The organism is Paenibacillus sp. FSL R10-2199, assembly GCF_038000235.1.
Lineage (GTDB): Bacteria > Bacillota > Bacilli > Paenibacillales > Paenibacillaceae > Paenibacillus_AQ > Paenibacillus_AQ phytohabitans.
In genome coordinates this window covers 6,245,659-6,270,860 of sequence record NZ_JBBOBO010000001.1, presented here as the reverse complement: position 1 = coordinate 6,270,860, position 25,202 = coordinate 6,245,659, and the positions used below count along the sequence as shown (strand labels likewise).

Annotated in this window: 18 protein-coding genes; 10 read left to right on the top strand and 8 right to left on the bottom strand. The window is 51.7% G+C overall.

Translation table 11 applies throughout. The annotated features are described in order from the left end of the window. Positions 1-15: 15 nt before the first annotated feature. Complete coding sequence (locus NYE33_RS27675; RefSeq protein WP_341068438.1) at positions 16-1,446, top strand: glycoside hydrolase family 43 protein; 1,431 nt, start codon at positions 16-18, stop codon at positions 1,444-1,446. A 23-nt stretch (positions 1,447-1,469) separates the two neighbouring features. Continuing rightward, positions 1,470-2,984, top strand: a complete 1,515-nt coding sequence (locus NYE33_RS27670; protein ID WP_336101110.1) for a glycoside hydrolase family 43 protein — start codon at positions 1,470-1,472, stop codon at positions 2,982-2,984. Between the two features lie 206 nt (positions 2,985-3,190). On the opposite strand, the gene NYE33_RS27665 is transcribed toward NYE33_RS27670, so the two are convergent. Then, positions 3,191-3,982 (bottom strand): helix-turn-helix transcriptional regulator, encoded by a 792-nt coding sequence (locus NYE33_RS27665; protein ID WP_341068435.1) that lies wholly within the window; start codon positions 3,980-3,982, stop codon positions 3,191-3,193. Between the two features lie 172 nt (positions 3,983-4,154). Between NYE33_RS27665 and NYE33_RS27660 the strand changes: the two genes are divergently transcribed. The 3 genes from NYE33_RS27660 (at position 4,155) to NYE33_RS27650 (ending at position 8,994) form a co-directional block, all read left to right on the top strand. After that, the gene (locus NYE33_RS27660) at positions 4,155-5,969 is read left to right on the top strand and encodes a family 43 glycosylhydrolase (RefSeq protein ID WP_341068434.1); all 1,815 of its coding nucleotides are present in this window, start codon (positions 4,155-4,157) and stop codon (positions 5,967-5,969) included. Positions 5,970-6,096: 127 nt separating this feature from the next. Continuing rightward, positions 6,097-8,121, top strand: a complete 2,025-nt coding sequence (locus NYE33_RS27655; RefSeq protein ID WP_341068433.1) for a right-handed parallel beta-helix repeat-containing protein — start codon at positions 6,097-6,099, stop codon at positions 8,119-8,121. Positions 8,122-8,211: 90 nt separating this feature from the next. After that, entirely contained in the window at positions 8,212-8,994 is a 783-nt protein-coding gene (locus NYE33_RS27650; RefSeq protein WP_341068431.1) for an alpha/beta hydrolase, read from the top strand. 643 nt (positions 8,995-9,637) lie between these two features. Here NYE33_RS27650 and NYE33_RS27645 read toward each other — a convergent pair. From NYE33_RS27645 to NYE33_RS27635, 3 genes are read right to left on the bottom strand one after another with little or no spacing between them, the layout of a single operon-like run. After that, a complete protein-coding gene (locus NYE33_RS27645) occupies positions 9,638-11,428 on the bottom strand; it encodes a hypothetical protein (protein ID WP_341068429.1) in 1,791 nt (596 codons plus the stop codon). 46 nt (positions 11,429-11,474) lie between these two features. Then, positions 11,475-12,437, bottom strand: a complete 963-nt coding sequence (locus NYE33_RS27640; protein ID WP_144026091.1) for a carbohydrate ABC transporter permease — start codon at positions 12,435-12,437, stop codon at positions 11,475-11,477. Then, positions 12,434-13,288, bottom strand: a complete 855-nt coding sequence (locus NYE33_RS27635) for an ABC transporter permease subunit (RefSeq protein ID WP_341068427.1) — start codon at positions 13,286-13,288, stop codon at positions 12,434-12,436. Before NYE33_RS27635 ends, NYE33_RS27640 begins: the two co-directional genes overlap by 4 nt. Positions 13,289-14,022: 734 nt before the next feature. Here NYE33_RS27635 and NYE33_RS27630 point away from each other — a divergent pair. From NYE33_RS27630 to NYE33_RS27620, 3 genes are all read left to right on the top strand, one after another. Beyond that, positions 14,023-15,186, top strand: coding sequence for a glycoside hydrolase family 27 protein (locus NYE33_RS27630; RefSeq protein ID WP_042135929.1), 1,164 nt, complete (start codon positions 14,023-14,025; stop codon positions 15,184-15,186). Positions 15,187-15,205: 19 nt separating this feature from the next. Then, positions 15,206-15,403, top strand: coding sequence for a hypothetical protein (locus NYE33_RS27625; RefSeq protein ID WP_341068422.1), 198 nt, complete (start codon positions 15,206-15,208; stop codon positions 15,401-15,403). A gap of 79 nt (positions 15,404-15,482) precedes the next feature. Beyond that, the gene (locus NYE33_RS27620; protein WP_341068419.1) at positions 15,483-16,601 is read left to right on the top strand and encodes a GNAT family N-acetyltransferase; all 1,119 of its coding nucleotides are present in this window, start codon (positions 15,483-15,485) and stop codon (positions 16,599-16,601) included. Between the two features lie 37 nt (positions 16,602-16,638). Here NYE33_RS27620 and NYE33_RS27615 read toward each other — a convergent pair whose 3' ends face one another. Further along, positions 16,639-17,505, bottom strand: a complete 867-nt coding sequence (locus NYE33_RS27615; protein ID WP_076246807.1) for an AraC family transcriptional regulator — start codon at positions 17,503-17,505, stop codon at positions 16,639-16,641. Positions 17,506-17,739: 234 nt separating this feature from the next. On the opposite strand from NYE33_RS27615, the gene NYE33_RS27610 reads away from it, so the two are divergent. Beyond that, positions 17,740-19,416: a carbohydrate-binding protein gene (locus NYE33_RS27610; RefSeq protein WP_341068416.1), complete on the top strand. Its 1,677-nt coding sequence runs from the start codon at positions 17,740-17,742 to the stop codon at positions 19,414-19,416. A 49-nt stretch (positions 19,417-19,465) separates the two neighbouring features. On the opposite strand, the gene NYE33_RS27605 is transcribed toward NYE33_RS27610, so the two are convergent. From NYE33_RS27605 to NYE33_RS27595, 3 genes are read right to left on the bottom strand one after another with little or no spacing between them, the layout of a single operon-like run. Then, entirely contained in the window at positions 19,466-20,434 is a 969-nt protein-coding gene (locus tag NYE33_RS27605) for a sugar ABC transporter substrate-binding protein (protein WP_341068414.1), read from the bottom strand. Next, on the bottom strand, positions 20,434-22,029 hold the full coding sequence (locus tag NYE33_RS27600) for a response regulator transcription factor (RefSeq protein WP_341068412.1): 1,596 nt from the start codon (positions 22,027-22,029) through the stop codon (positions 20,434-20,436). The genes NYE33_RS27605 and NYE33_RS27600 overlap by 1 nt, the downstream gene beginning before the upstream one ends. Then, positions 22,026-23,834, bottom strand: coding sequence for a cache domain-containing sensor histidine kinase (locus tag NYE33_RS27595; protein ID WP_231575344.1), 1,809 nt, complete (start codon positions 23,832-23,834; stop codon positions 22,026-22,028). The genes NYE33_RS27600 and NYE33_RS27595 overlap by 4 nt, the downstream gene beginning before the upstream one ends. A 266-nt stretch (positions 23,835-24,100) precedes the next feature. Between NYE33_RS27595 and NYE33_RS27590 the strand changes: the two genes are divergently transcribed. Then, positions 24,101-25,144 carry an ABC transporter substrate-binding protein gene (locus NYE33_RS27590; RefSeq protein WP_341068410.1) on the top strand — a complete coding sequence of 348 codons (1,044 nt, stop codon included), beginning with the start codon at positions 24,101-24,103 and terminating at the stop codon, positions 25,142-25,144. Positions 25,145-25,202 lie beyond the last annotated feature (58 nt).

Sequence of the window (25,202 nt, the reverse complement as noted above, 5' to 3'; positions counted from 1 at the left end):
AATGGAGGGAATTAAATGACAACTCAATTGAATCAGGCTACCGGAAAGGTACCCCCTAACGGTAATCCGCTGGTAGCGCACAGATACGGAGCCGACCCTTATGCCCTGGTATTCGGGGACAGAGTCTACCTGTACATGACCAACGACGCGCTGGAATATGATGAGAGCGGTGTGGTGAAAGAGAACTCTTACAGCAGTATCAATACCATTACCGTCATCTCCTCTGCCGACCTGGTCAATTGGACCGATCATGGCGCGATTGCCGTGGCCGGACCGGAGGGCGCTGCGAAGTGGGCTACCCAATCCTGGGCACCGGCAGCAGTTTATAAGGTGATTGGCGGCAAGGACAAGTTCTTCCTGTACTTCGCCAATAATGCCAGCGGGATTGGGGTTCTCTCAAGTGACAGTCCGGTGGGGCCATGGGTTGACCCAATCGGGAAAGCGCTGATTCTGCGCTCTACACCGGGGGTAGCGGATGTGACCTGGCTGTTCGACCCGGCGGTTCTGGTCGATGACGACGGCAAGGGCTACATTTACTTCGGAGGCGGTGTCCCGGAAGGACAGTTCGCAGAGCCGGGCACAGCCCGGGTGATGAGGCTGGGTGAGGATATGACCAGCGTAGTGGGTACGGCTAAAGTGATTCCGGCACCATTCATGTTCGAGGATGCCGGAATTCATAAGCGGAACGGTGTCTACTACTATACTTACTGCTCGAACTTTTATGACGGGGAACGGCCGGAGGACAGCCCTCCGGCGGGGGAGATCGCCTTTATGACAAGTGATAGTCCCATGGGTCCCTGGACATATCAGCGGACGATCCTGAAGAACCCGGGACATTTCTTCGGAGTCTCCGGGAACAACCACCATGCGGTGTTTGAATTTCATGACAGCTGGTATATTGCTTATCACGCCCAGACCTTATCCAAGGCACAAGGGATTGCGAACGGCTACCGCTCCACGCATCTTAACCGCCTGACTCATCTTGAGGACGGGTCCATTCAAGAGATTCATGCGGACTATGAGGGCGTGCAGCAGCTTGTCACACTGAACCCGTATGAACGCATTCCGGCGGCAACAATGGGCTGGAGCGCGGGGGTGAAGACAGAATTTCTCACTGCCGGGGGAGAGCAGATCGTAACGGATATAGAGAACGGCGGCTGGATCGGATTATCCGGAGTGGACTTCGGGAGCCGGGGAGCAAAAGCGTTCCAGGCTTCGGTTCTGGGCCTTGAAGCCGGCGGTGTACTGGAGCTGCATCTGGATGATCCGGCTGGCCCGCTCGCCGGCAAGCTGTCCGTGCCTGCGGCGAACGGGGCAGAATGGACGGAGCTGAAGACGGAGGTCCATGGAGCCGTAGGGGTACATTCACTCTATCTGGTATTCTCGGGCGCGAGCAGCAAGGACTTGTTCAAGCTGGCAGCTTGGCAATTCACGACAGAAGCATAACTAACCTCAAGGAGGCCAAAGCATTGAATACCGCGATCATTACCAATCCTGTAATGTGGGCAGATGTCCCGGATGTGGATGTCATCCGGGTCGGCCCTGTATTCTATATGGTCAGCACCAGCATGCACTCCATGCCGGGCTGTCCGATTATGAAGTCAGAGAATCTGTACGACTGGGAAATAGTGAATTATGTCTATGACACCTTCGAGGATCATGAGGCCCACCGGCTGGAAGACGGCCAAGGGATATACGGCAGCGGTTCTTGGGCGGCCTCCCTCCGCTATAAGGAAGGAATCTACTATGTATGCTTCTCCTCCAATGATATGGACCAGTTCTATATCTACCGGACCGGAGATATTGAGCATGGGCCCTGGGAGCGTTCGGTGATTCCGGGACTTCATCATGACCCGGCTCTGCTGCTGGATGAAGATAACCGCAATTATGTGATCTATGGGAACGGGGACATCATGCTCAAGGAGCTGACAGCGGATCTGACGGCTGTGAAGCCCGGCGGAACGGATCAGCTGCTGCTGGAAGGCGAACGGGAAGACATCGGTCTGCGGATTGAAGGCTGTCATGCGCATAAGCGGAACGGCTATTATTATCTGTTCTTCATTGAATGGCCGAGAACCGGCAATCAGCGCAGACGGCAGCTATGCTACCGTTCCCGTGAGCTGCCGGGTCCTTACGAGCGGAAGGTTATTCTGGATGATGATCTGGGCTACCAGAATAACGGTGTCGCGCAAGGCGGCATTGTCGATACACCGGACGGTGACTGGTACGCGGTGCTATTCCAGGATCATGGGGCTGTCGGACGGATTCCCTGCGTCCTCCCCGTAAGCTGGGAGCAGGATTGGCCGGTGATCGGGGAGAACGGTGAAGCACCTAAAGTGTTCCGGACGAAGCTTCCTGCGGGTGAGCCGAAGCCGCTGGTGATCAGTGATGAGTTCGATTATACCAGCGGCCGGCTGGCGCTGAACTGGCAATGGAACCATAATCCCGACAACGGGCTATGGTCGCTCACCGAGCGGCCGGGTTATCTGCGGCTGCGCACCGGACGCACAGCAGACAGCATTCTGCGGGCGCGTAATACACTGACCCAGCGGACCGAAGGTCCGGCGTGCAGCGCGGAGACGCTGATTGATCTCTCAGGCATGCAGACCGGCGACAGGGCAGGTATGGTTGCCCTGCAGAACGGGTACGGGACGGTCGAGGCTGCGGCCTTGAAGCAGGGCGGGTTCAGCGTGAATATGTGCGTCAACAGCGGAGACGGCTATCCGCAGACGGTGGAGAGTATTCCATTCACCGGCAACAGGATATATCTAAGAATCGATTTCAATTTCGAGGATAGCGTGGACCAGGCCCATTTCTTCTATTCGGCGGACGGGGCGGTCTGGAAGGCGATTGGCGGGACGCTGCATATGAAATATACACTGGATCATTTCATGGGCTACCGGATTGGCTTGTTCAATTATGCAACCCAATCAGCCGGCGGTTATGCCGATTTCGATTATTTCCGTTATCGCAGACAAGGCTAAGTCCGGGTCTTGAAACCGAACCCGGAAGCCTGGGATACTGAAGGCGGAGGGGGCAATTTAAGAATACCTGCCAGAGGCGGCCACAGAGTAAAGGTGTGCAAATAGTGGCGTAATCAACAAATGAGGGGCATTGGTTAATGCTTCTCATTTGCTTGTCGTCTAGCCCGCACCCGCTCCAGCAAAACTGCCGAGATAACTACAATTGCCTATTCTTCCTGCCGGGTTTCAGCCTGTTTGGAAGCAAGCTTCTCGCGGTAGGCCCGGGGGGAGAAGCCGGTAAGCTGCCGGAACTGCCGGCAGAAATGCTCGACATTCGCATAGCCGCAGAGTGCGGCGATCTCCGCAATTTTGTGCTGGCCATAGCCAAGCTTCTCCTTGGCCAGCCGAATCCGGCAGTGAATGACATCCTCCATGCAGGAGATGCCGAAGGTGGATTTGTATATGGTCTGCAGGTAGCCTGTACTTATATGCAGATGCCCGGCCATAGAGGACACGGTCCAAGGGTGGCCGGGGTTGCTGTAAAGCGTCTTGCGCAGCTCCAGAAGATTATAATATTGCGGAGTCAGCTTGTCCTCGGACGCCTCGGACAGCTTATTGAACAAGAGCCGGAACAGGTAGTCAATGGATAGCTCCCGGTAATCGTTCTGGAAGGAGTTCTCCAGTGTCAGCAGTTGAAACAGCTGATGACAATAGCCGGGGTCCGGCAGCGAGAACGGAGTACCTACCGGTAAGACGGTCTCTGTAATATAAGATTCATCCGCATCAAAGCGGACCCAGTCATTCACATACTTCCGGGAGCAGGCCCGGTAATAGATGCTGTGCTTAGGCGGATACAAGACAGCAGAATGAGCGGGGAATTCCTTCAATTCCCCATTGACTTCAAACAGTGCCGGAGTCTGTGTCAGTACAAGAAGCCAGGCATCCAGCCCTTCCGGAATGCTGTACACGAAATCATGCTGATGCGCAGCGTCATATTCAACGTAGTGTATTGCGGGCATTGGCTTCTCCTTCCTTCGGATAGATCAATTAATGGTCAGTAAATATCATTGTTAGAAATTCGCTCAATCTCTATAATTTATAGTGTGTATCACGAGCGTAACTGAATAATGACAGTGGAAGGTGTATTGCTGGTTATTAGAAATTATCAATAAGAAGGAAGGTTATTGATTAATGATACCACAACGGAACGAGGATCGGAATCAGATCCTTTGCTATACAAGGCTGCCGCAGGAGGATATGGTGTACGCTTCAAGGCTTGCCCACAGCATGCACTTGGCTTACAGCACAGACGGGCTTCTGTTTCAGGAATTGAATCATAACTCGGGTGTTCTGTTCGCCAAGGCGACGGAGAATGAAGACGGGACACTCCGGGCCAAGAGCCTGAATCATCCGTATCTTTTCCACTTGGCTAACGGGTTTTACGGCGTAATTGCCGTGCGTACTGAGGCAGACGGTGAAGCCGATGAAGAGAGTAAGGGGAAGGTGCTGTTGTTCTCCTCTGCCGATTTACTGCAATACAGCGAGGTGGGACTGCTGGAGCTTAAGGCCGATACCTTTGTAAGCGATGTCTCCTGCCAATACGATCCTGAGCGGAACGGTTACCTGATCAGCTGGATAGATGAATATGGTCAGGGGTATGAGAGCTGGATGACCGACATCATGAGCCTCAAAAATGTCTCGGCTCCGGAAAAAGCAAAGCCGTTCACTCTGGATACCGTGCTTGCCGATATTGAAGGGATTCTGCCGCGTAATGTGATCTCTGTCTCCGCAGAGACAGCCCGCAGACTCTTCTGCAAGCTTACTGTTCCAGAGAACATTGCTATCGTGGTACCGGACCGCGTAAGTGCGGCTTCGGTAGAGGAAGTGAAGGCTGTGCGGGCAACGGCCTTATACAGCGATGGTACGCAGGCGTCCAAAAAAGTGGATTGGAATATGGGCGCCATCGACTGGAGCCAGTCGGGAACCTACAGAATTACCGGGGAGATCCATCAGGAGCATTATCCGTTTCCAATCGCACTTGACCGTGCAGACCCCTGCATTGCACAGTGGAAGGGGAAATATTATTTCATTGCCACCAATGATGCGGATCAGAATCATACGCTGTATATGAGGGAAGCGGATACTATTCCCGGACTGGTAACGGCTGAAGAGGTGCTGATTCTCGATTCGTCCACCCATGAACAGATTCGCGGTCTGCTGTGGGCGCCGGAATTCCATGTCATTGAAGATGAGCTGTACATTTTTCATGCGGCAACCTCTGGTGGATTCTTCTATGAAGAGTCGCATGTGATGAAGCTGCGGGCAGGTGGTCATCCGATGAACGCGGCGGACTGGACCATCCCGGAGCGTGTAGTGAAGAAGGACGGCACATATTTGTGTGAAGCAGGCAAGACGATTTCTCTGGACATGACTGTCATCCGGTGGAACGGCAAGCTCTATGCGGCATGGTCGGAGCGCCAGTTCGTGCCTGTCGATCTGGGGGCCTGGGTCTATATCGCAACCATCGATCCGCAGGAGCCGTGGAAGCTGACCAGTGATCCGGTGCTGCTGACACGGCCCGACTATGGGTGGGCCAACAATCATACCTTTGTAGATGAAGGGCCTTTTGCCCTGTATTCGGATGACAAGCTCTACGTGACCTTTGCCAGCGCAGCGGTGGATGCCACCTATGTTGTCGGTCTCCTGACTGCAGATAAGGGGGCGGATCTGCTGGATATAGAGAGCTGGACCAAAGGCAATTATCCGCTGCTGACCTCCAGAAGTGTGCCGGGAGAATACGGTCCGGGCCATAATTCTTACGTGACGGACGAGGATGGGGTCATCTGGAACGCCTATCATGCGAGACCGGGAATTGACGGACCGCGAAGCTCCGGCCTCCGCCGTGTGCATTTTGACATTGACGGTGCTCCGGTTCTGGATCTCACAGAGGATAAGGACCTGAATCCGGAGCTGAAGCAGGTATCCATGGAAGTGAACGTAGGCTAGCTAGTGGGTCTGTTATCCGCATCAGCGTCTCCCTGGAAGAGTGAACGCAAGAATGAACGGGATCATCATTGTGGACGATAACGCCCTTAATATGCAGAAGACTTGCAAGGAAGAGGAGGAATTGATTATGGAATATCATGTTGCCATTCAAGGGAGCGATCAGGCGCCGGGTACGGCGGAACAGCCATTCTGCTCCGTTTCCCGTGCTGCGGCTCTTGCGGTGCCGGGAGATACGATTACAGTACATGCGGGGATATACAGGGAATGGGTCAGCCCGGCCAATGGAGGTACAGAGGAACAGCGGATTGTATATCAGTCTGCCGGGGATGGGGAAGTGGTTATCACCGGTGCTGAGCCTGTGGCCGATTGGACGGATGAAGGGGACGGCGTCTGGAGTACGGAGGTACCGAACACCCTGTTTGTTGTCCGCAACCCCTATAAGGTTAAATTGCACGGGGACTGGCTGTTTGAAGGCGCGTTCCAGCCGCATTTGGGAGAGGTATACCTTGACGGCAAGTCTCTATATGAATGTGATGGCGTTGACAAGCTGCGCAATCCCCAGGTTTGGCCTCAGGCCAAATATGCGGAGGACTCTCTGCTGCAGTGGTATGCGGAAGTAAGCTCCACGGCCACCACAATATGGGCGAACTTCGGCGGCAGGGACCCGCGCAAAGAGAATGTGGAAATCAATGTGCGCCCTTATTGCTTCTGGCCGGAGAAGACCGGCCGCAGCTACATAACTGTCAGGGGCTTCACACTCCGGCAGGCCTCACCCCAGTGGGCTCCGCCAACAGCTTTGCAGGAAGGGCTCATTGGCCCCCATTGGAGCAAGGGCTGGATTATTGAGGATAATCTGATCAGCGAGTCCAAATGTACAGGCATCAGCCTCGGCAAAGAAATCACCACCGGGCATAACGAATGGTCGGAGAACCGGATCAAGGGCGGAACGCAACGGGAGCAGGAGGTTATTTTCCGTGCTTTGCGCAAGGACTGGCACAAGGACCGGATTGGAAGCCATATTGTCCGCAACAACGTGATTCATGACTGTGAACAGGCTGGAATCGTAGGGCATCTAGGAGGTGCTTTTAGCCAAATCTATCAGAACCGCATTTACAATATCCATCATAAACGTATTTTCCACGGCGCAGAAGTCGGAGGCATCAAACTCCATGCTTCACTGGATACCCAGATTTGCGGGAATGTCATTTACAGCTGTTACCGGGCGCTTTGGCTGGATTGGCAGGCGCAGGGCACCCGTATCAGCCGAAACACCTTTTACGACAATTTGTCCGAGGATCTCTTTGTGGAGGTCTGTCACGGCCCTTATATGGTGGATCACAACCTGTTCCTGTCTCCGATGAACTTTCGCAATATGGCTCAAGGCGGTGCGTTTGTTCATAATCTGTTTGCCGGCAGGTTTGTGGTGCGTTCCGAGCTTACCCGTTATACACCCTACCATATGCCTCATGAGACAGCTGTTGCCGGGTTCAGTAATATCACGGGTGGCGACGACAAGTATTATAACAACCTATTTATAGGTGATGACGATCCGCGCAACGAGCCGCTGCCGATGACTTTTTTCGAGCATCTCCCACTCACTCCAAGAGAAAATCTGGATGATAGCGGTACCCGGGTAATGGACGGTATCCCGGATAACTCCCGCTGTTATCTTCATCCTGTGGGGCTTGGCGGGTACAACGATTACCCGGACTCCATGCACAAGCGGTGGTGGGAATACACCAAGGAAGAAATTGCGGCGATGGAAGAAGCTGGAAAGCCGTTCCAGCCTGATAGGATGGCACTTCCTGTCGCGATACAGGGCAATGTGTATTTGAAAGGCGCGGTCCCCAGTTCTCATGAGCCGGATGCAAGGGCCTATGTTCACAACGGTGTTGAGATCGAAATCGATCCAGCTGTAAACAAGGTGCAGGTGTATATTAAAAGCCCTGAAATGATGCATGCTGCAGCTCCAGCGGTAGTTACGACTGAGCTGCTCGGCAGAAGCTATCACGCGGAGATGAACTATGAGGAACCGGATGGCTCCGCTTACCGTTTTGACCACGACTTTTTTGGCAAACAGCGCCCGGATCAAAATATCACGCCTGGACCATTTGAATTGCTAGATGATAGTCCGGTGAAGATTGTGCTGTAACGCGGAGTAACGGGCAAGGCTCCCACACTTGGTTTATTAAATAAACTAAGTATGGGATATACATAAATTCAAGGAGAGGGATGAGAGACATTGAACGGGAATAATCCGAAGTATTTAACACAAAAGCCAGGGTATGATCAGGAGCGGGAAGGGATCGCGCGGGGAGAAATCCGCACGATAGAATACCCTTCAGCAACAGTAGGCAACACGCGGAAGGCCCGGGTGTATACACCGCCCGGATATTCCAGTGCAGAGAAATACAGCGTCTTGTATCTGCTCCACGGCATTGGCGGAGATGAGGACGAATGGTATACCCACGGCAAACCGCAGATCATCCTGGACAATCTGTATGCCGATCAGCTGCTGAAGCCCATGATCGTTGTGCTGCCGAACGGCCGGGCGATGCTGAATGACCGGGCGGAAGGCGATATTTTCGCCCCCGACAAGGTGCAGGCCTTTGCGACATTTGAATCGGATTTGCTGAACGATCTTATTCCTTATATAGAAGCGAATTATTCAGTCCTGACGGACCGGATGCACCGTGCCCTGGCCGGATTATCCATGGGAGGTGGGCAATCGCTCAACATGGGTCTGAGCCATCTGGACCGGTTTGCCTGGATCGGGGCGTTCTCCCCGGCTCCCAACACGAAGGAGCCTGAGCTGCTGGTACACGATCCGCAGCAGACGTCCACAGCGCTTAGCCTGCTCTGGTTATCCTGCGGCGATCGGGACAGCCTCAAGTATGTCAGCGACCGGACGCATGCCTATTTCGCGGAGCATGCGGTGCCGCATATCTGGGTTGAAGAACAGGGTGATCATGATTGGCCGGTCTGGAAGAACGGCTTGTATCAGTTCTCGCAGCTTATTTTTTAAATGGTTAGGGGCGTTCGGAATGGGCACCTCGTATGCCGCTGGAAGTGCTGCTATTGTAGCGGCGAAACGTCCTGCCGGACGTACACTGATTGTCCGTTGAACAAGCGTTGACCCAAGCGCTGACCGAGTACTGATTGAGTACTGATCGGGCATTGATTAAGTGCTGATTGAGTACTGATTGAGTACTGATTGAGTACTGATTAAGCATTGATTATCCACCGTTTGCCCATCAATCGCCCACTAAAAAAACACCCAACGTCCGACGAACGCCAACTAATCAGCCTCTAATCACTCACCTTTCGTCCACCGATCGCACAAGACTGCACTGCACTTAATTCATTGCAATTCACCTAAAATGGAGAATACAGCAAAATTAGATGCTCTTTTTCCACTTGCTTGCCTGCAAACGCCGGAATCCGCTTAATTAAGATACGTTTTTCCACTTGTTTGCTGACGAGGGCGATTGGTTGGATAGGAGCAGGCGGGTTGGCCGACGAGGGGCTCAATTGGCCGGAATTGGGCGGCAGTAGGCTGGAGAAGTTAGCTTATATATACTCAATTAAGCGCGATAAAGGCAGCCCCAAGCCATGTACATGGCTCCGGGGCTGCCTTTTCTTTTATACCTGGCCTTGCCGGTCAACGCTTATTTATTCGCAATCGCATCGGCACGCATTTTAACAATTTTGTCTGCTCTTTCTTTGTCGACAGCAAAGACATCATTCCAGCCGAGACCTTCGACATCGCTCTTGAGCTTCGTCCAGAGCTGATCGAATTCGCCCTGATCCTTGGCGAAGATCATTTTCCAGGAGGTGTTCTTCACATAATCCGAAATCTGGCTGCGTTTGTTCTTGACGTCTGAAGAATCGGAGCCGAGACTTGTATTGATGTTAGGTACAATATCGATCATATTGTTCTTCTGATAGTATTCGGTCGGAGTGATCGCGTCATAGGTTTTCTGCCAGTCTGTAGTCAGCGCTGTTTTGTTGGCTTCAATGGTGGAAGCCCAATAGGTGCTGTTGTAGAACTCCTTGGTTTCCGGGTCGACTACGAAATCACTCATAATCATCGAGTTCACCTTACTCTGGCCGTCCTGATAACCGCCGCCGCCGTACTCATCAGGTACAGGGGTATTCTCCTGGAATGCCGTTTGGCCTACCTCGGTCAGCTTGAATTTGCCGTCAGGCGTCTTTTCATAGTTGAAGCCTTCGAAGCCGTTGGTGTAATAGCGCAGACCTTCAGGGGAAGACATCCAGTCCATCAGTTCCATGATTCGTTCCGGTTCTTTCGCTTTGGAGCCGATGGCAAAGACTCTTCCGTTCCCGAAGTAAGCATCACTGTTCTGGATCAAGTGGGTGTCCGCAATCGGAACCGCAACGTTGCCGTCGCCCTGATTGCCTCTTTCAATCGTGTTGTAGAAGCCTCTCTGCCAGGAGTACCACAGGAGAAGAACCTGTTTGTTGGTCAGCTTTTCGGACACCTTGTTCCAGTCCTGGGAAGGAGAGTCCGGGTCGACAAGGCCCATCTTGTTAGCGTTATAGTAGAATTGCAGAATCTTCTTGTACATACTGTTGTCGTCTACGATCGGAACGATATCGCCTTTGGCATTCAGTTGAATGGTTGTAGTCCCGTTCGGCTGTTCGTAGCCATACCAGTTGCTGAGCCAGCGGACATTCTCCATGCTTCCGCCGTCCCAGTCCTTCCACAGCGTGATCGGAACAATAGGCTTGCCATCCGGAGTCTTCGGATATTTGGCCTGCATGTCCTTCAGGGCGGTCATCAGATCGTTCAGATTATTCAGCTTCGGCGCGCCGATTCCCTTGTAATAGTCCCAAGGCAGAATCGGGCTGGAGTATGGCAGCTCTTCCGAGAAGGTGGTTGGCGAAGTATCGGCGGTGAAGGCCGGCAGGGCATAGATTTTACCGTCCGGATTCTGCTTCTCGAAGGCAACATTGAACGGCTTGAAGTGATTGTCTACATATTTGGACAGATGCTCTGTATTCTTGATCAAGTCCGTAAGATCCATAATCATCCCCGCCGGAATCAATTCCTCGAGCTGGCTGTTCTCAATAATCAGAAGGTCCCCGAGGTCTCCGGATGCCGATCGGGTCTTGTACAGCTGATCGCCGGCCACCTGCGGAGCCAGAATGTTCAGCGTGATATTGAACTTGTCTTTCAGCAGTTTACCGTACCACCCGGTCTGCTCGCCCTGGTAGTTAGCCGCATTGTTAAATACCGTAAGGGTCAAAGGTTTGCTGTGATCAATGCCTGTACCCGAATCGGATGACTGGGCAGGTGTCCCTGGTTCGGCCGTCCCGGCAGCAGGTCCTGCATTGTTGGAATTTCCACTACAACCGCTTAGTACCGTTGTTACCAGAAGAATGGTCGTCCCGAGTAACAGCGCGGACTTTCTTCCCAGCTTAATGTGTGTTCTCATGTGTAGCCCCCCCGAATGATTAATGTATCATAATGGCGCAAGCGCACTAACCTTTGACTGCACCAATTATAATTCCTTTGACAAAAAATCTCTGGAAGATCGGATAGACCAGCAGAATAGGTGCGACTACGATAATGGTAACCGTCATGCGGATGGAGGTAGAGGTCTGCTTGGTCGCCAGCGTTGCCATCGCCGTTGATCCGGCATTCTGCAGATTGACCATAGTGGACAAGGAGCTTGCCTGATTGATGTAGTTATACAGAATGAACTGCAAGCTGTACAATTTGCTGTCCGTCACCAGCAGCAGCGTGTCCTGGAAGGAGTTCCATTGGTTGACTGCCGAGAAGATGGCAACGGTTGCAAGGATCGGCTTGCTGATCGGCAGAATGATTTTGTAGAAAATCGTGAAGATCCCGGCACCGTCAATGCTGGCCGCTTGCTGCAGCTCCTTGGGCGTTGCTTCCACAAAGGTTTTGACCAGGATAATGAAGAATGGAGCTACCACGGACGGAAGAATATACGCCAGGAAATTGTCGGTCAGATGCAGGGTTCTCATGGTCAGATACCACGGGATGATCCCGGCATTGAAGAACATCGTAATGATGGTGAAGCGGTACCAGAATTTCTTGCCCCACATATCCTCCTGCGCGAACATGAATCCCAGGAAGGCAGAAGCGCCGACAGTGAGAAGGGTACCTATTACCGTTCTGGCCAGCGAAATGACAAAGGCATTGCCGAGGCCCGGTATTTTGAATACATCGACATAGTTCTGGAAATGAATCCCCTTAGGCCAGAAGATAATCTCACCCTTGGCACTGAGATCGTTCGCGCTGATGGTATTGATAATGATCGAATAGAACGGATAGACACAGATGAAGGCGAAGAGGGAGAACAGGATATAGATGACGGTGGAAATGATTTTGTCGGTGGCGCTGACCTGCATTTTGACCGTTTTGGAGATGTCTATATCCCGGCTGTTTGGCGTAAGACCCGTCTGGCTGTCACTCATACGATGCCCTCTCCTCTCAACAATTTGGACAGTCCGTTTACCGAAAAGAGAAGCACCACACTAATCAGGCTCTTCAGCATACTGATGGCAACGGAGACGGAATAACTGCCGCCGCCCATGGCGAGGTTATACACATATAAATCGAGAACCTGTATAGTGTCCTTGTTAAACGCATTTTGGAAGACAAAATATTGCTCCAGTCCATTGTTCAGGAAGCTTGCAATCTGGAGCATCAGCAGCACGAAGTAGGTCGGCATCATGCTTGGCAATACGACATGCCGGATCACCTGCATCCGGGTTGCACCATCCACATAAGCCGCTTCATACAGCGACTCGTCAATACCCATGATGGCGGCGATATACAGGATCGCTGACCAGCCGAGTGTCTTCCAGGTAGCCCAGAACCACATGGTAAGCCAGACATGATCCGAGTTCTGAAGGAAAAGGACCGGAGAATCGGACAGCCCCGTCATGTGGAGGAAGCCGTTGACCATACCTTCACTGGAGAACATGGAGAAGGCCAGGGAGTAGACGAGGACCCAGCTGATAAAGTTCGGCAGCGTGGTTACGGTCTGAATGAATTTGCGGAACCGCACAGCCTTGATCTCGGTCAGGAAGATGGCGAAGATCATCGGGAGCCAGGAGAAGAGAATGCCCAGACCGCTAATGCCGAAGGTGTTCTTGATGACCTGGAGCAACTGGTCGACCTTCACCTGATTCTCAACCAGAGAGTGGAACCACTTCAAGCCGACAAACGGCGATTGGGACAACGGAATGGGCGGGGTATAGTCAAAGAAGGCATATACCCATCCGTAGAGCGGGTAATACGCAAAGACAGCAAGTAAAACCATAAAGGGCGAAATGTAAAGGAATTTCCGGAAAGAATTGCTTCTAATGCTCTGGCTGCGCATCGTTTCACTCCTCTTCGTATTCTCTTTGTATAATTGCCTCGTTGAAGCTTTCCAGGACTGCTATTCCTGGAAGTCTAAGTCTGCCTGTCATCCCCCTTTTTCAAAAGCAATTTCAACGGCCCCGAGGAGTGCGCTGTTCGTTGTTTCCCCTATTGTTTCCCCTAACCCTTCTATATTGATAACGCTTTCATATATGAAATCTATAATAAATTATCATCTACCTACTAACAATGACCGATCCTCACCACTTATTGATCTATTATGAGGTGAAATCCGGATGGGATCATGAGCATGTCCTCTCCGCAAAAGAAGTGGAAAAAGGACACTTAATTTTCTCGAATGATTCGATCTAAGATCATTAGGTGGAAAAAGTACAACTAATAAATCCGATATCCTGGTTTATGGCATAAACAGGATAATTAAGTGCTGTTTTTCCACTTGCTGCCGGACAGTAGCGTTAAATCATATAATTAGTTGTACAATTTCCACTTACGTTCCATGTCAGCCTGTTCTGCAATCCGTTGATTTCCACGTTTAATAAAAGCAACATTCGTCGATATGAAAGCAACGTCAAGCTATAGATTACAAGGTTCGTGTGTGATTAAATACATAAAGAATACAGCATTTTCTCTGGAACCTACATTTGGAATGATGCGAAAGGATGAATACGAATTATGGACAAACAACAACAGCTCGGCTTGACGCCTCCGATGGGCTGGAATTCATGGAACACCTTCACTTGGGATATTAACGAGCAACTGATCCGGGAAGCCGCCGATACTCTGGTGGCAGACGGCTACAAGGATGCGGGATATGATTACATTGTCATCGACGACTGCTGGAGCCTGAAAGAACGGGACAAGGATGGTAAGCTGGTCGCCGATCCGGTCAAATTCCCGAGCGGAATGAAGGCGCTTGCAGATTATATTCATTCCAAGGGACTGAAGTTCGGCATGTACTCTTGTGTAGGCACACATACCTGCGCCGGGTATCCGGGGAGCTTCGAGCATGAATTCCAGGATGCGGAATCCCTGGCCGAATGGGGCGTGGATTTTCTTAAGTATGACTATTGCTTCAAGCCCAGACATATGTCGGGAGAGCTGCTGTACAAGCGGATGAGCTTGGCGCTTAAAAACTGCGGAAGAGACATTCTGTTCTCCGCGTGCAACTGGGGCGAGGATAACGTCTATCAGTGGATTCGTGAATCCGGCGCGCATATGTACCGTTCTACCGGAGATATCCAGGACAGCTGGGAATCCATCAAGACCCTGGCTTTGTCGCAGTTGGATAAAGCCGCCTACACCGGCGCCTATTGCCATAACGATCTGGATATGCTGGTAGTCGGCATGTACGGGGGCAGCAACAGTGACTTCATCGGCAGTCAAATCGGCGGCTGCACGGATGTGGAGTACAAGACCCACTTCTCACTATGGAGCCTGCTGGGTTCTCCGCTGATGATCGGCAGCGATATCCGCAAAGCTAATGAGGCCACCAGGAATATTCTGCTGAACCCGGACCTGATTGCGATCAACCAGGATGTGGAGAGCCGCGGGGCTTACCGCATCAAGCCGGAACCCCAGTGGTTCCATGCAGATGATGTATTCATGCTGGTCAAGGTATTGTCGGACGGAGACCTTGCGATCGGCTTCTTCAACCTGAGTGATGGACAGAGAGAGATGTCGCTGCAATTCTGGGATTTCGGAATCCCGTATGCCTCCGGCAAATCGCTGTCCCTGTATGACTGCTGGGAGCATAAAGAGCTTGGCGTATTCAGAGAAAGATATGCTCCGGTCGTTGCAGCCCATGATTGTCTGATTGTGCGGGCTAAATTGGTGTAGAGAAGAGAAGGGCGTGAACATGAATAGAACATGCAGACAATGCGGTGTTCCCCTGATGACGGATGATGTGGCGATTTACCTGAAGCTGGTCACGCGCAATGCCCAGGATTTCCTGTGTATCAATTGTCTTGGAGAGCAGCTGAAGTGCGGGCGCGAGCCGATTGAGCGGCTGATCAAATACTTCAGGGAGTCGGGGAAATGTGTGTTGTTCCGTTAAAACGCGTTACCTCCGCTGCTTTATGTTTATCTATATAGCGAGAGAGTGTAAAGTGGAAGGGAAAGGGTGGATGGGGCAAATGGTTAAATACAGAACGGCAGCTCCGCATGAGCGCGAGGAATACATAGATTTGGCCAACCTGGCATTCCGCTTTGATTTTGAAATCCTGATGCCCAAGGCTTATGACAAAAGTGTAGATTCTTCGGCCATGCATAAGGTTGCTGAGGATGAGCAGGGCAGGCTGCGCGCACTGGTGGCTGTGTTCCCCGAGTCTCTACGGGTAGGTGAGGATACGTTGCGGACCGGCTATCTGGGGACCGTATCGGTCCATCCGCGTGCGCGCGGTGAAGGGCATATGAAAGCGCTTATGAATCTGTGGATTGAAGAGCTGCGGGGTACATGCGATATGGTTGTATTATATGGGCAGCGGCAGAGATATGAGTATTTCGGCTTCACGCTTGGCGGTGTCAAGTTCAAGTATACTGTGGCAGAAGCCAATGTGCGCCATGGCTTAAGAGAGGTGGATGACACCGGTATATCCTTCAGTCCGCTGTTTGAGATTGAAGGAGGAGCAGAATTTGCGCATAACCTGAACATCTCGCGCCTTGCTTATGTTGAACGTAACTTAGAGCAATTGCCGCTGATTTTCAGCACCCTCTGTCAAAAGGCACTTGGCGTTCTGGATCAGGGTAAGCTGATCGGCTATCTGGTTGTCAACGAAGCGGGCGATGATATAGCTGAATTCGCGCTGGAGAAGGCGGACGACATTCTGCGGACGCTTAAGGCATACATGGCCTATAGCAGAGCAGGGCGAATAACGATGTACGCGCCGGAATATGAGATTCCGCTGAATAAGGCTCTTGGCGGTATTGCCGAAGACTTTGTGACCGAGAACTCAGATATGTATCATATTCTGGATTTCGCCAATGTCCTGAAGGCTTATCTGACGCTGAAGCTCAAGACTACAGGTCTGGTCCCGGGGGAATTCTCCGCAGTGATGGACGGACAGCCGGTGACGGCGCGGGTGGACGAAGAGGGCGTGAGCGTTGAGCGGTCTGCCCGGCCGGGAGCTGTGGTCCTTGACAGGCTGCAGGCTCAGACGCTTCTGCTGTCACAACACAGCCGTTGCATGGCAGTGGATGCGCCTACAGGCTGGTTCCCGCTGCCGCTGTTCTGGTACAAGATTGATAAATTCTGAATAATTCCATGTCTTATAATAGAGCAACGCAAGCCTTCTACTCCTGGAGGCTTGCGTTTTTTTTGGCGTATCTTCCAGGCGAGATTCCGGTAATCTTGGTGAAACTGCGGATGAAGTTGGCATAATCGCTGAAGCCCGAAAGCTCACAAGCTTCGGCGACTGAGTTGCCGGCAGACAGGTGGCTTTTGGCAAGTGATATGCGCTGATCGATAATGTAAGAGCGTACCGTAAGTCCGGTATGCTCCCTGAACAGCCGGCTTATATATTTGCTGCTGTAATGAAACTCCTGCTCCAGCTGCTCAGAGGAGATAGCTTCGGCCAGATGCTCCTTGATGTAGGTCATCGTATGGCTAACCAGCGCCGGCATAAGATTGTTCGATGAGCAGGTAGATGACTGATACAAGGTGTTGATGAACACAAGCAGGCGGGTTGCATAGGACTCTGCCAGCAGATCCTGTCCGTATGCCTCCGAGCCCAGGCAAGTAATCAATTGGTCTGCAAGGCGGCAGTACAACACCGTCTGCTCCCGCGAGAGCCGGGTAAGATTGTTCTGTCCCAAGGGATGGGATTCAAAGCAGGCTAACAGATTAGAGCGGCCGCTTGAAAGTCTCTCCAAAGCTGACTTCTTGATATTCAGCCCTATCCGTTCATACATTTGATTGTCAATACAGATACAACGGTGCATTTCGCCGGGGCTGATAATGATTAAATCGCCGGGGACCAGTTTGTAGCAGGACTGCTCCAGATACATATAAGCATTGCCTCTCAGAAATAAATAGATTTCGTAAGCATCATGGCGGTGATAAGGCAAGGCCGGGTTAATGAGCTCGGTATCTGTTGTTTTATGAAAGCACAGCAATTCTTCCTGAATAGGGGTGAAAATATAGTGTATGTCCCGATCCATAGCTAACATTCCCTTTAATGTAATTTAATGTAACAATAGGCATTCGCGCAATATATTATCGTTAATATGCAAGGATTATACAGCGAATAATTTATATAATACAGTTAAAGGAAGCGTTTGCAAGTATTGTGAGAAAATTGGACAAGCATACGAGTGGTACAGCTGCGCTTCGACCGGACTGGAGGTGATAAGAACAAGGTTTGGCCGAGATTACACGAAGAGGAGATGGAATTAATGATTTCAAGGGTAAAAAAATCACTGTGCACCTTATTGGCCTGTGTAACTGTGCTGTCTGTTATGATGGTACCCGCACCTCCCAAGGCTTCAGCAGCAAGCGATGTGAACGTGAATTTGTCAGCCGAGAAACAGGTGATCCGCGGCTTCGGAGGCATCAACCTCCCTGCCTGGATAGGCGATCTGACCGCAGCGCAAAGAGAAACGGCCTTCGGCAATGGTGCGAACCAGCTGGGATTCTCTATTCTGAGAATCTATGTGGATGACAATAAGAATAACTGGTACAAGGAATTAGATACGGCGAAGGCAGCTATTGCTAAGGGAGCCCTTGTTTTTGCTTCACCCTGGAATCCCCCAAGCGATATGACAGAGACCTTCAACCACGATGGCGATACATCGGCCAAACGCCTCAGATACGACAAGTACGCAGCCTATGCCCAGCATCTGAACGATTTCGTTACGTACATGAAGAATAACGGAGTGGAGCTGTATGCGATTTCGGTTCAGAATGAACCGGATTATGCCCATACCTGGACCTGGTGGACTCCCGCAGAAATGCTTACTTTTATGAAAAATAATTCCGGATCTATCAACTGCAGGGTTATAGCTCCTGAGTCATTCTCTTACCTGAAGAATATGTCCGACCCTATTCTTAATGATTCACAGGCGCTTGCCAATATGGATATTCTAGGCGCGCATACGTATGGAACTTCGTTTAACAACTTTGCGTATCCTCTTTTCAAACAGAAGGGGACAGGGAAAGAGCTGTGGATGACAGAAGTCTACTACCCCAACAGCAATAATAACTCGGCCAATCTTTGGCCGGAAGCACTGGAAGTAGCCTATCATATGCACAACGCGATGACAGAGGCGGATTTCCAGGCCTATGTGTGGTGGTACATCCGCCGTCAATACGGTCCGATGAATGAGGATGGCACGATCAGCAAGCGCGGAGACAGCATGGCACAATTCTCCAAATTCATCCGGCCCGGATATGTAAGGGTAGACGCCACCAAAAATCCCAATACAAACATCTACACCTCGGCCTACAAAGGGGATAACAAGGTGGTCATTGTGGCCATTAACAAAGGCACTTCGGCTGCAAGCCAGAGCTTTGTCCTGCAGAATGGCACGGCAGCGAGCGTATCCGCCTGGATCACAGATGCCAGCCGTAAGGTAGCCGCCGGGACATCCATTAATGTGTCGAACGGTTCCTTCACGGCCCAGCTTCCAGCCCAAAGTGTGACAACCTTTGTAGCTGCACTTGGCAGCGGAAGTGGCACCGGAACGGGCACCACCTATGAGGCCGAGACAGACACAGCATTGACGGCTGCTGCAGCAGAAACGATCAATGCAGGCTACACCGGCAGCGGCTACGTCAATTTTAATGCCGCAACCGATGCCGCAATTCAATGGAACAGCGTGTACTGTGCGGTTGCAGGGACCAAGAATGTGAAATTCCGCTATGCGCTGGAGACAGGTACAAGAAATCTGGATGTATATGTGAATGGCACCAAGGTCATCAGCAATACCGCCTTTGCAGCAACGGGGAGCTGGTCAACCTGGGCAGAGAAGACGGTTCAGGCAGCCATGAATGCCGGGACCAATACGGTAAAAGTGGTGACTACCGGTACGGAAGGACCGAATGTAGACAGTATCAATGTATCTGCCCAGTAGGGTGATGCAGTGTCAATATGGAACCCCGGGCCCTCCGCTTTTTGGAGGGCTAAGGCTGTTCACCAATGATTGTAATTTCCGTATTGATCCATTTGGCTACAGCTATGCCTTTGGCCCTTAGCAGCAGAGTGTTGATGATATCCTCTCCCCAATTCTGCTCATTCTGTGAGATCACCCGCGTAATCTGCCCGTTGTCCATCGACTGCTTCAACGAAGGCGTGAGGCCCAGAGCGATATTATAGCGCGTCAGGCCTTTGGCTTTCCAGACCAGGACAGAGCTTGAGCTGGATACGAAATCCAGACTGACCAGAGCGCTGAAATGGGGATGGGCCGAGATCATTTGCTCCAGCTGCAACGCTGCGTTGTCCTCACTGCCGTCATTATGACGGATTTCCAGTACATCTATCTCGGTATGCTCCGCCAAATAATCCTGCAATCCGCGCAGCCGTTCTTGAGTGCCCCGCATGCGGGACATTCCAGACTCGACCAGAATCATCCCTTTTCCGCCAAGCAGGCGTTCCACAGTCTGTCCAATAGTAGCGCCGGTTGCTCTATTATCAGCCCCGATGAAGGCTTCTCTGCTGCTGGCAGGCGAATCCGACTCAAAACAAACCACGGGAATCCCCCGGGCTACCGCTTTGTTAATTACGCTGGTAAGCGCCAGGGAATCCGCCGGGGCGATGGCGATTCCGTCTACGCCCCGCTTGATCATCATCTCCATAATCCGGATCTGCTGCTCCAGATTGGCTTCGTCAGGCGCTTGAACCAGCAGCTCTACATTATGCTTTTTTGCCACAGCTTCTGCTTTCTCCGTTATCATTTCGTAGGTGGCATTCACCATGGGATAGATAATACCGAAAGTCAGCGGCAGCTCCCCGCTCCGACTTGATGAAGAGTCCAGGGCTTCCTCCGAAGGAATATTAGTGGCTCCGGAGGAACGGGAGCAGCCGCCAAGGATGAAGCCTGCTGCCAGCAGCAGGATAAAGACATACCGGATCCGCATTCTGGAAGAAGTCACTAATTACCCGCTCCTTTACGGCTGGGCTGAAGCTGATCCCCGGAATTTCCGTGCTTGCGATATTCCATAGGCGTCATCCCCGTTACTTTCTTGAACAGATTGGAGAAGTAATGCTGATCGTTGTAGCCTACACTAAACGCAATCTCAAACGTTTTATGTCCCGTTGACTTCAGCAGCTCTTTGGCTTTATCCATGCGTGTGGCCGTCAGGAATTCAGTGATCGTCTGTCCGGTCGCCTGGCTGAAGGTTTTGCTCAGATGGCTGGGACTGACCCTGACCTGACTGGAGATGTCGTTAAGGGAGAGCTGTTCTTTGTCATAATGCACACGGATATAATGCTTAACTTTGTCAATCAGCTCACGATATTTATCTGCCCCCTCGGATCTCCATTCCCATAGCCGCTCCAATAGCCGGTTCAAATAATGCAGACCTTCATCTGTATTGGAAATATGCTTCAGCTGTGTCTGGAATTCCTTAATGAGCTCCTCAGGATTTGGAGCCGCGCGAAAACATTTCTTAGCCGTCTGCACCAGCTCCAGGGTGATGTCGTTCATCAGGTAATAGGCGTACACGGATTGCCAATTCATCTGCTGGAGCTCCGCAGAGAGCTCCAGCAGAAATGCGGGAACCTGTTTGTGGTCACCCAGCTTCAGAAACTGGATCAGCCGGTTCCGGTCGAGCAGGATACCGCTGGCGGATGGATCGAAATATGCATCAAGCAACGCTGCTGAATTCAGTCTGGACATCTTCTTGAACATCCGGTCATCCTCGGCCTCCAGATAGGAGAGATGAATGCCCTGCAGCCGTTCCCGGACATCACCCAGACTGACGGATAGCTCCAGGCCGCAAGCCGCTCTCAGCTTCTGCTTCAGAATCCCGCAGATCTCTTCCAGGGCAATGCTCATCTGGGCCGGATTACTGCCTTTATAGATCAGGACAGTTTCAGTGCGGCTGCGCTTATAAATGAAGCCTTCTGCCAGCTCCTTCAGCAGGCCTGCGAGCAACTCTTCGGCATCCTGCGGCGCACCTGGGGAACCCGTTCCTGCATCGCTATCCAATGGATTTAACGTAAATATGGCAGTTGCATAGTAAGGGGCCATAATCATCAGCTCTAGCTGTTCCGCCGATTCGATGGCGGCAGCGGTACTGATCAGTCCTCCGCACAGATCGGCGAACAGATTCTCGGGGGTATAGGCTTGTTTTTGTTTCATCCGCAATTCTTCATCAATCCTGGAGCTGACACTATGGAGCAGCTGCAGCAGATCCGCAGAGCTGAACGGCTTCAGACAATAATCCTCAACCCCAAGCCGTAGCGCCGCCCTGGCGTATTGGAAGTCATCATGACCGCTTAGAATAATGATTTTGATTTTTGGGAACTTTTGCCGGACGACAGAGCTCAGCTCCAGCCCGTTCATAAAAGGCATTTTGATGTCGGTAATGAGAATGTCGGGGAGCTGTTCTTCGATGACCGGAAGTGCAAGCTCACCGTCGGGGGCGTCACCGCAAAAGATAAAGCCTTCTTTCTCCCAATCTACGGATTCCCGTATACTTTCACGGATCAGGATCTCATCATCCACCAGCATAACCTTTTTCATCTTCGGGTCCCCCTGTTCTTGGGTATGCGAACGGTAATTTGTGTGCCATAACCTTCTGAACTGTCCAAGCGGATTCCATACTCGTCTCCGAAATACAGCTGCAGCCGCTGATGTACATTCTGCAGACCGAATCCGTTCTGAGCGGTGTCCGGATCCTCCGATTGAATGGGATGCTCGAAAGATTCTCTGAGCTGCGCCAGCCGTTCTCCGGGAATGCCAATTCCATTGTCGGCTACGGTGAGCATGATGGAGTTCGCGTCTGTATGTCCGCTAATGCTGATCAGCCCTTTGCCTCTTTTATTTTTGATCCCGTGATAGAGGGCGTTCTCTATCAATGGCTGCAGCGTCATATTCAGAATCGGATATTCCTGCAGCTCCTCCGCAACTTCAATCTTGAACTCCAGAATGTCACGGTAACGCATCTGCTGGATGATCAGGTAGCTCTGGGCATGGGCAAGCTCAGAGCGGATCAGTACCCAGTCACGCCCTTTATTCAGGCTAAGCCGGAAGAACCCGGATAGCGCTTTCACGATCCGGATGACCCCATCGTTATTCCCCGCTTCAGCCATCCATACAATGGAATCCAGTGTATTGTATAAAAAATGTGGATTGATCTGCGCCTGTAGCGTCCGCAGCTCCGCCTTTTGCAGTTGCTGCTGCTTGCGGATGCTCTGCTCCAGCAGCGCTTTGATCTGCTCGACCATAATGTTGAAGCTTTGTCCCAGATCGGCAATTTCATCATTGCCGTCCGGTTTGACCTTGGCTTCCAGGTAGCCGCTTGCCGTCAGGCGCATCTTGTGCTGCAGCAGCTGGATGGGTCTGGTCAGCCGCCGCGTAAGCAAATAATTAAGCGTTATCGCGAAAATGATGCTTAAGCCTACGCTGACTATAATCAGCTGCCTGATCCGGTTGGCTTCGGCAACGATCTCCTGCAGCGGGGCCATGCCGATAATCTTCCAGCCCGTCGATAGGGAGGAGGTATGGACAATGAACCAGGGCGGGCCGGCGGTCTGAAGCACAAAGCTCCCGCTCCCGCTTATTTGCCCGGCAGGTAATCCCGTTTCTTGAACCAGGGCCACAGCCGCTTCTTGAACAGGCGGCACATAGATGGGGTTGTTCTGCTGATCGAGCAGGTAGAAGAACCCTGTTGTACCAATCGTCATCTTGTCGCAGAATTCCTTGATGAAGGAATCGTTCAGATCCACAATGATGAATCCGATCACCTCATGCGTGATCCGCTGCTTGACGGCTGTCATGATCGATATGACGCCCTGATCCCTATAGGTGAAGCCATCAACCCGGTCATAACCGGAAATCAGGGGCGGAGGAATCCGGAGAATGAGCTCGGGGTTCTGGGACAGTGTCTGGAAATGCGGATTGCGCAGCGGATTAATATTGGATTGAAAAATGCCCCTCCGCTCGCTGATCCCCTTGCCGTACAGATTAATCAGGCTGATATTGAGTACATCCTCATATTTGTAGGTGTCCCGGTAGAGTGTGAAGGTCTGCAGAATTGCCTTGGCCTCTTGATAGGTTTCAGATTGTGAGAAAAGAAAATGGATGACCTGGGGGTTATTGCTGAGCTCCAGCAGCCGCTCGGTATCTTTGAACAGATTATCGATATTCGTTCCCAGCATGTCAGCCTGAAGCATACTTGAAGCCTTGCTGTGACTGGAAATGGAAGTATAGGATTTCTGGTAAGAAATGAGGCCGACAGCGATCAGCGGTATCGTGGACAGCACAATAAACAAAGCCAGCAGTTTGGCCCTCAGACTGGAGGAGATCCAGTGTGTGATCCGCATCATCGGAAGTTCCCTTTCGCAAGTAGAGTAGATTTGGCTTCAATATATAGTTTATAACAAATTCTGGGATGCCGATACCCGAAAAGAAAGCGCAATCAAAATTCACACCTTTTAAATAAAAAAATACACAAAATCCTCCCGTGGACAGAACAATGCCAAAAATAGAAAGCAAACGCCAAAGGCTGCCCGTATAACGGACTTTTGTAAGCGGTTTATAATGGGCAGAACACCAGAACCTGGTGAATGCCGAGGGGGAGGAATATATACGTATGAAGAGATTCGGGAAAATGGGAGCAGTACTTGCACTAACCTTATCTATGGTCATGCTTGGAGCATGCGGCAACAATAATGGGGGGAGCAAGGCGAATACCGGAAAGGCCGGGAATGCGGCAACAGAAGCACCGGCGGCGAATGGCGGAACCAAGACGGAGGCCAAGGACATTACGCTCGGTTTCTCGCAGGTGGGTGCAGAGAGCGGCTGGCGTAGCGCCAATACGAAGTCCATTCAGGATTCAGCCAAGGAAGCAGGCTATACGCTGAAATTCTCGGATGCGCAGCAGAAGCAGGAGAATCAGATCAAGGCCATCCGTTCCTTTATCCAGCAAAAGGTGGATGTGATTGCCTTCTCCCCGGTCGTGGAATCCGGTTGGGATACTGTACTTAAAGAGGCAAAGGCTGCAGGAATTCCGGTGGTTCTGACCGATCGTGCGGTAGATTCCAAAGACACCTCGCTATACGTTACTTTCCTCGGCTCCGATTTCGTGGAAGAAGGCCGCAAGGCGGGTGAGTGGCTGTCTGAGCAGTATAAAGACGCTTCAGAGGACGTTAATATTGTGGAGCTGCAGGGAACAACAGGCTCTGCTCCAGCCAATGACCGTATGGCAGGGTTTGCCGAAGTCATCAAGAGCAATCCGCATCTCAAGGTCATTGCCTCTCAGACCGGCGATTTCACCCGGGCCAAAGGTAAGGAAGTTATGCAGGCGTTCCTGAAGGCCAATAAGGATATTGATGTGCTGTACGCCCATAATGATGATATGGCACTCGGGGCGATTCAGGCGATAGAGGCGGCAGGGCTGAAGCCGGGCGAGGATATTAAGATAATCTCTGTCGATGCGGTGAAGGACGGAATGCAGGCAGCCAGCGAAGGTGAAATCAATTTCATCGTTGAATGTAATCCGCTGCTTGGACCGCAGCTGATGCAGGTGGTGCAGAAGGTAGTTGACGGCCAGGCGGTTGAGGCCCGGATTGTGACTGAGGAATCAACCTTCACTTCCGAGCAGGCCAAGGAAGCGCTGGCTGGCCGGGAATATTAATCAGCAAGCCTAATAGAACGCGGCTAAGGCGGCAGGACAACCACCTTGGCGTTTCTAT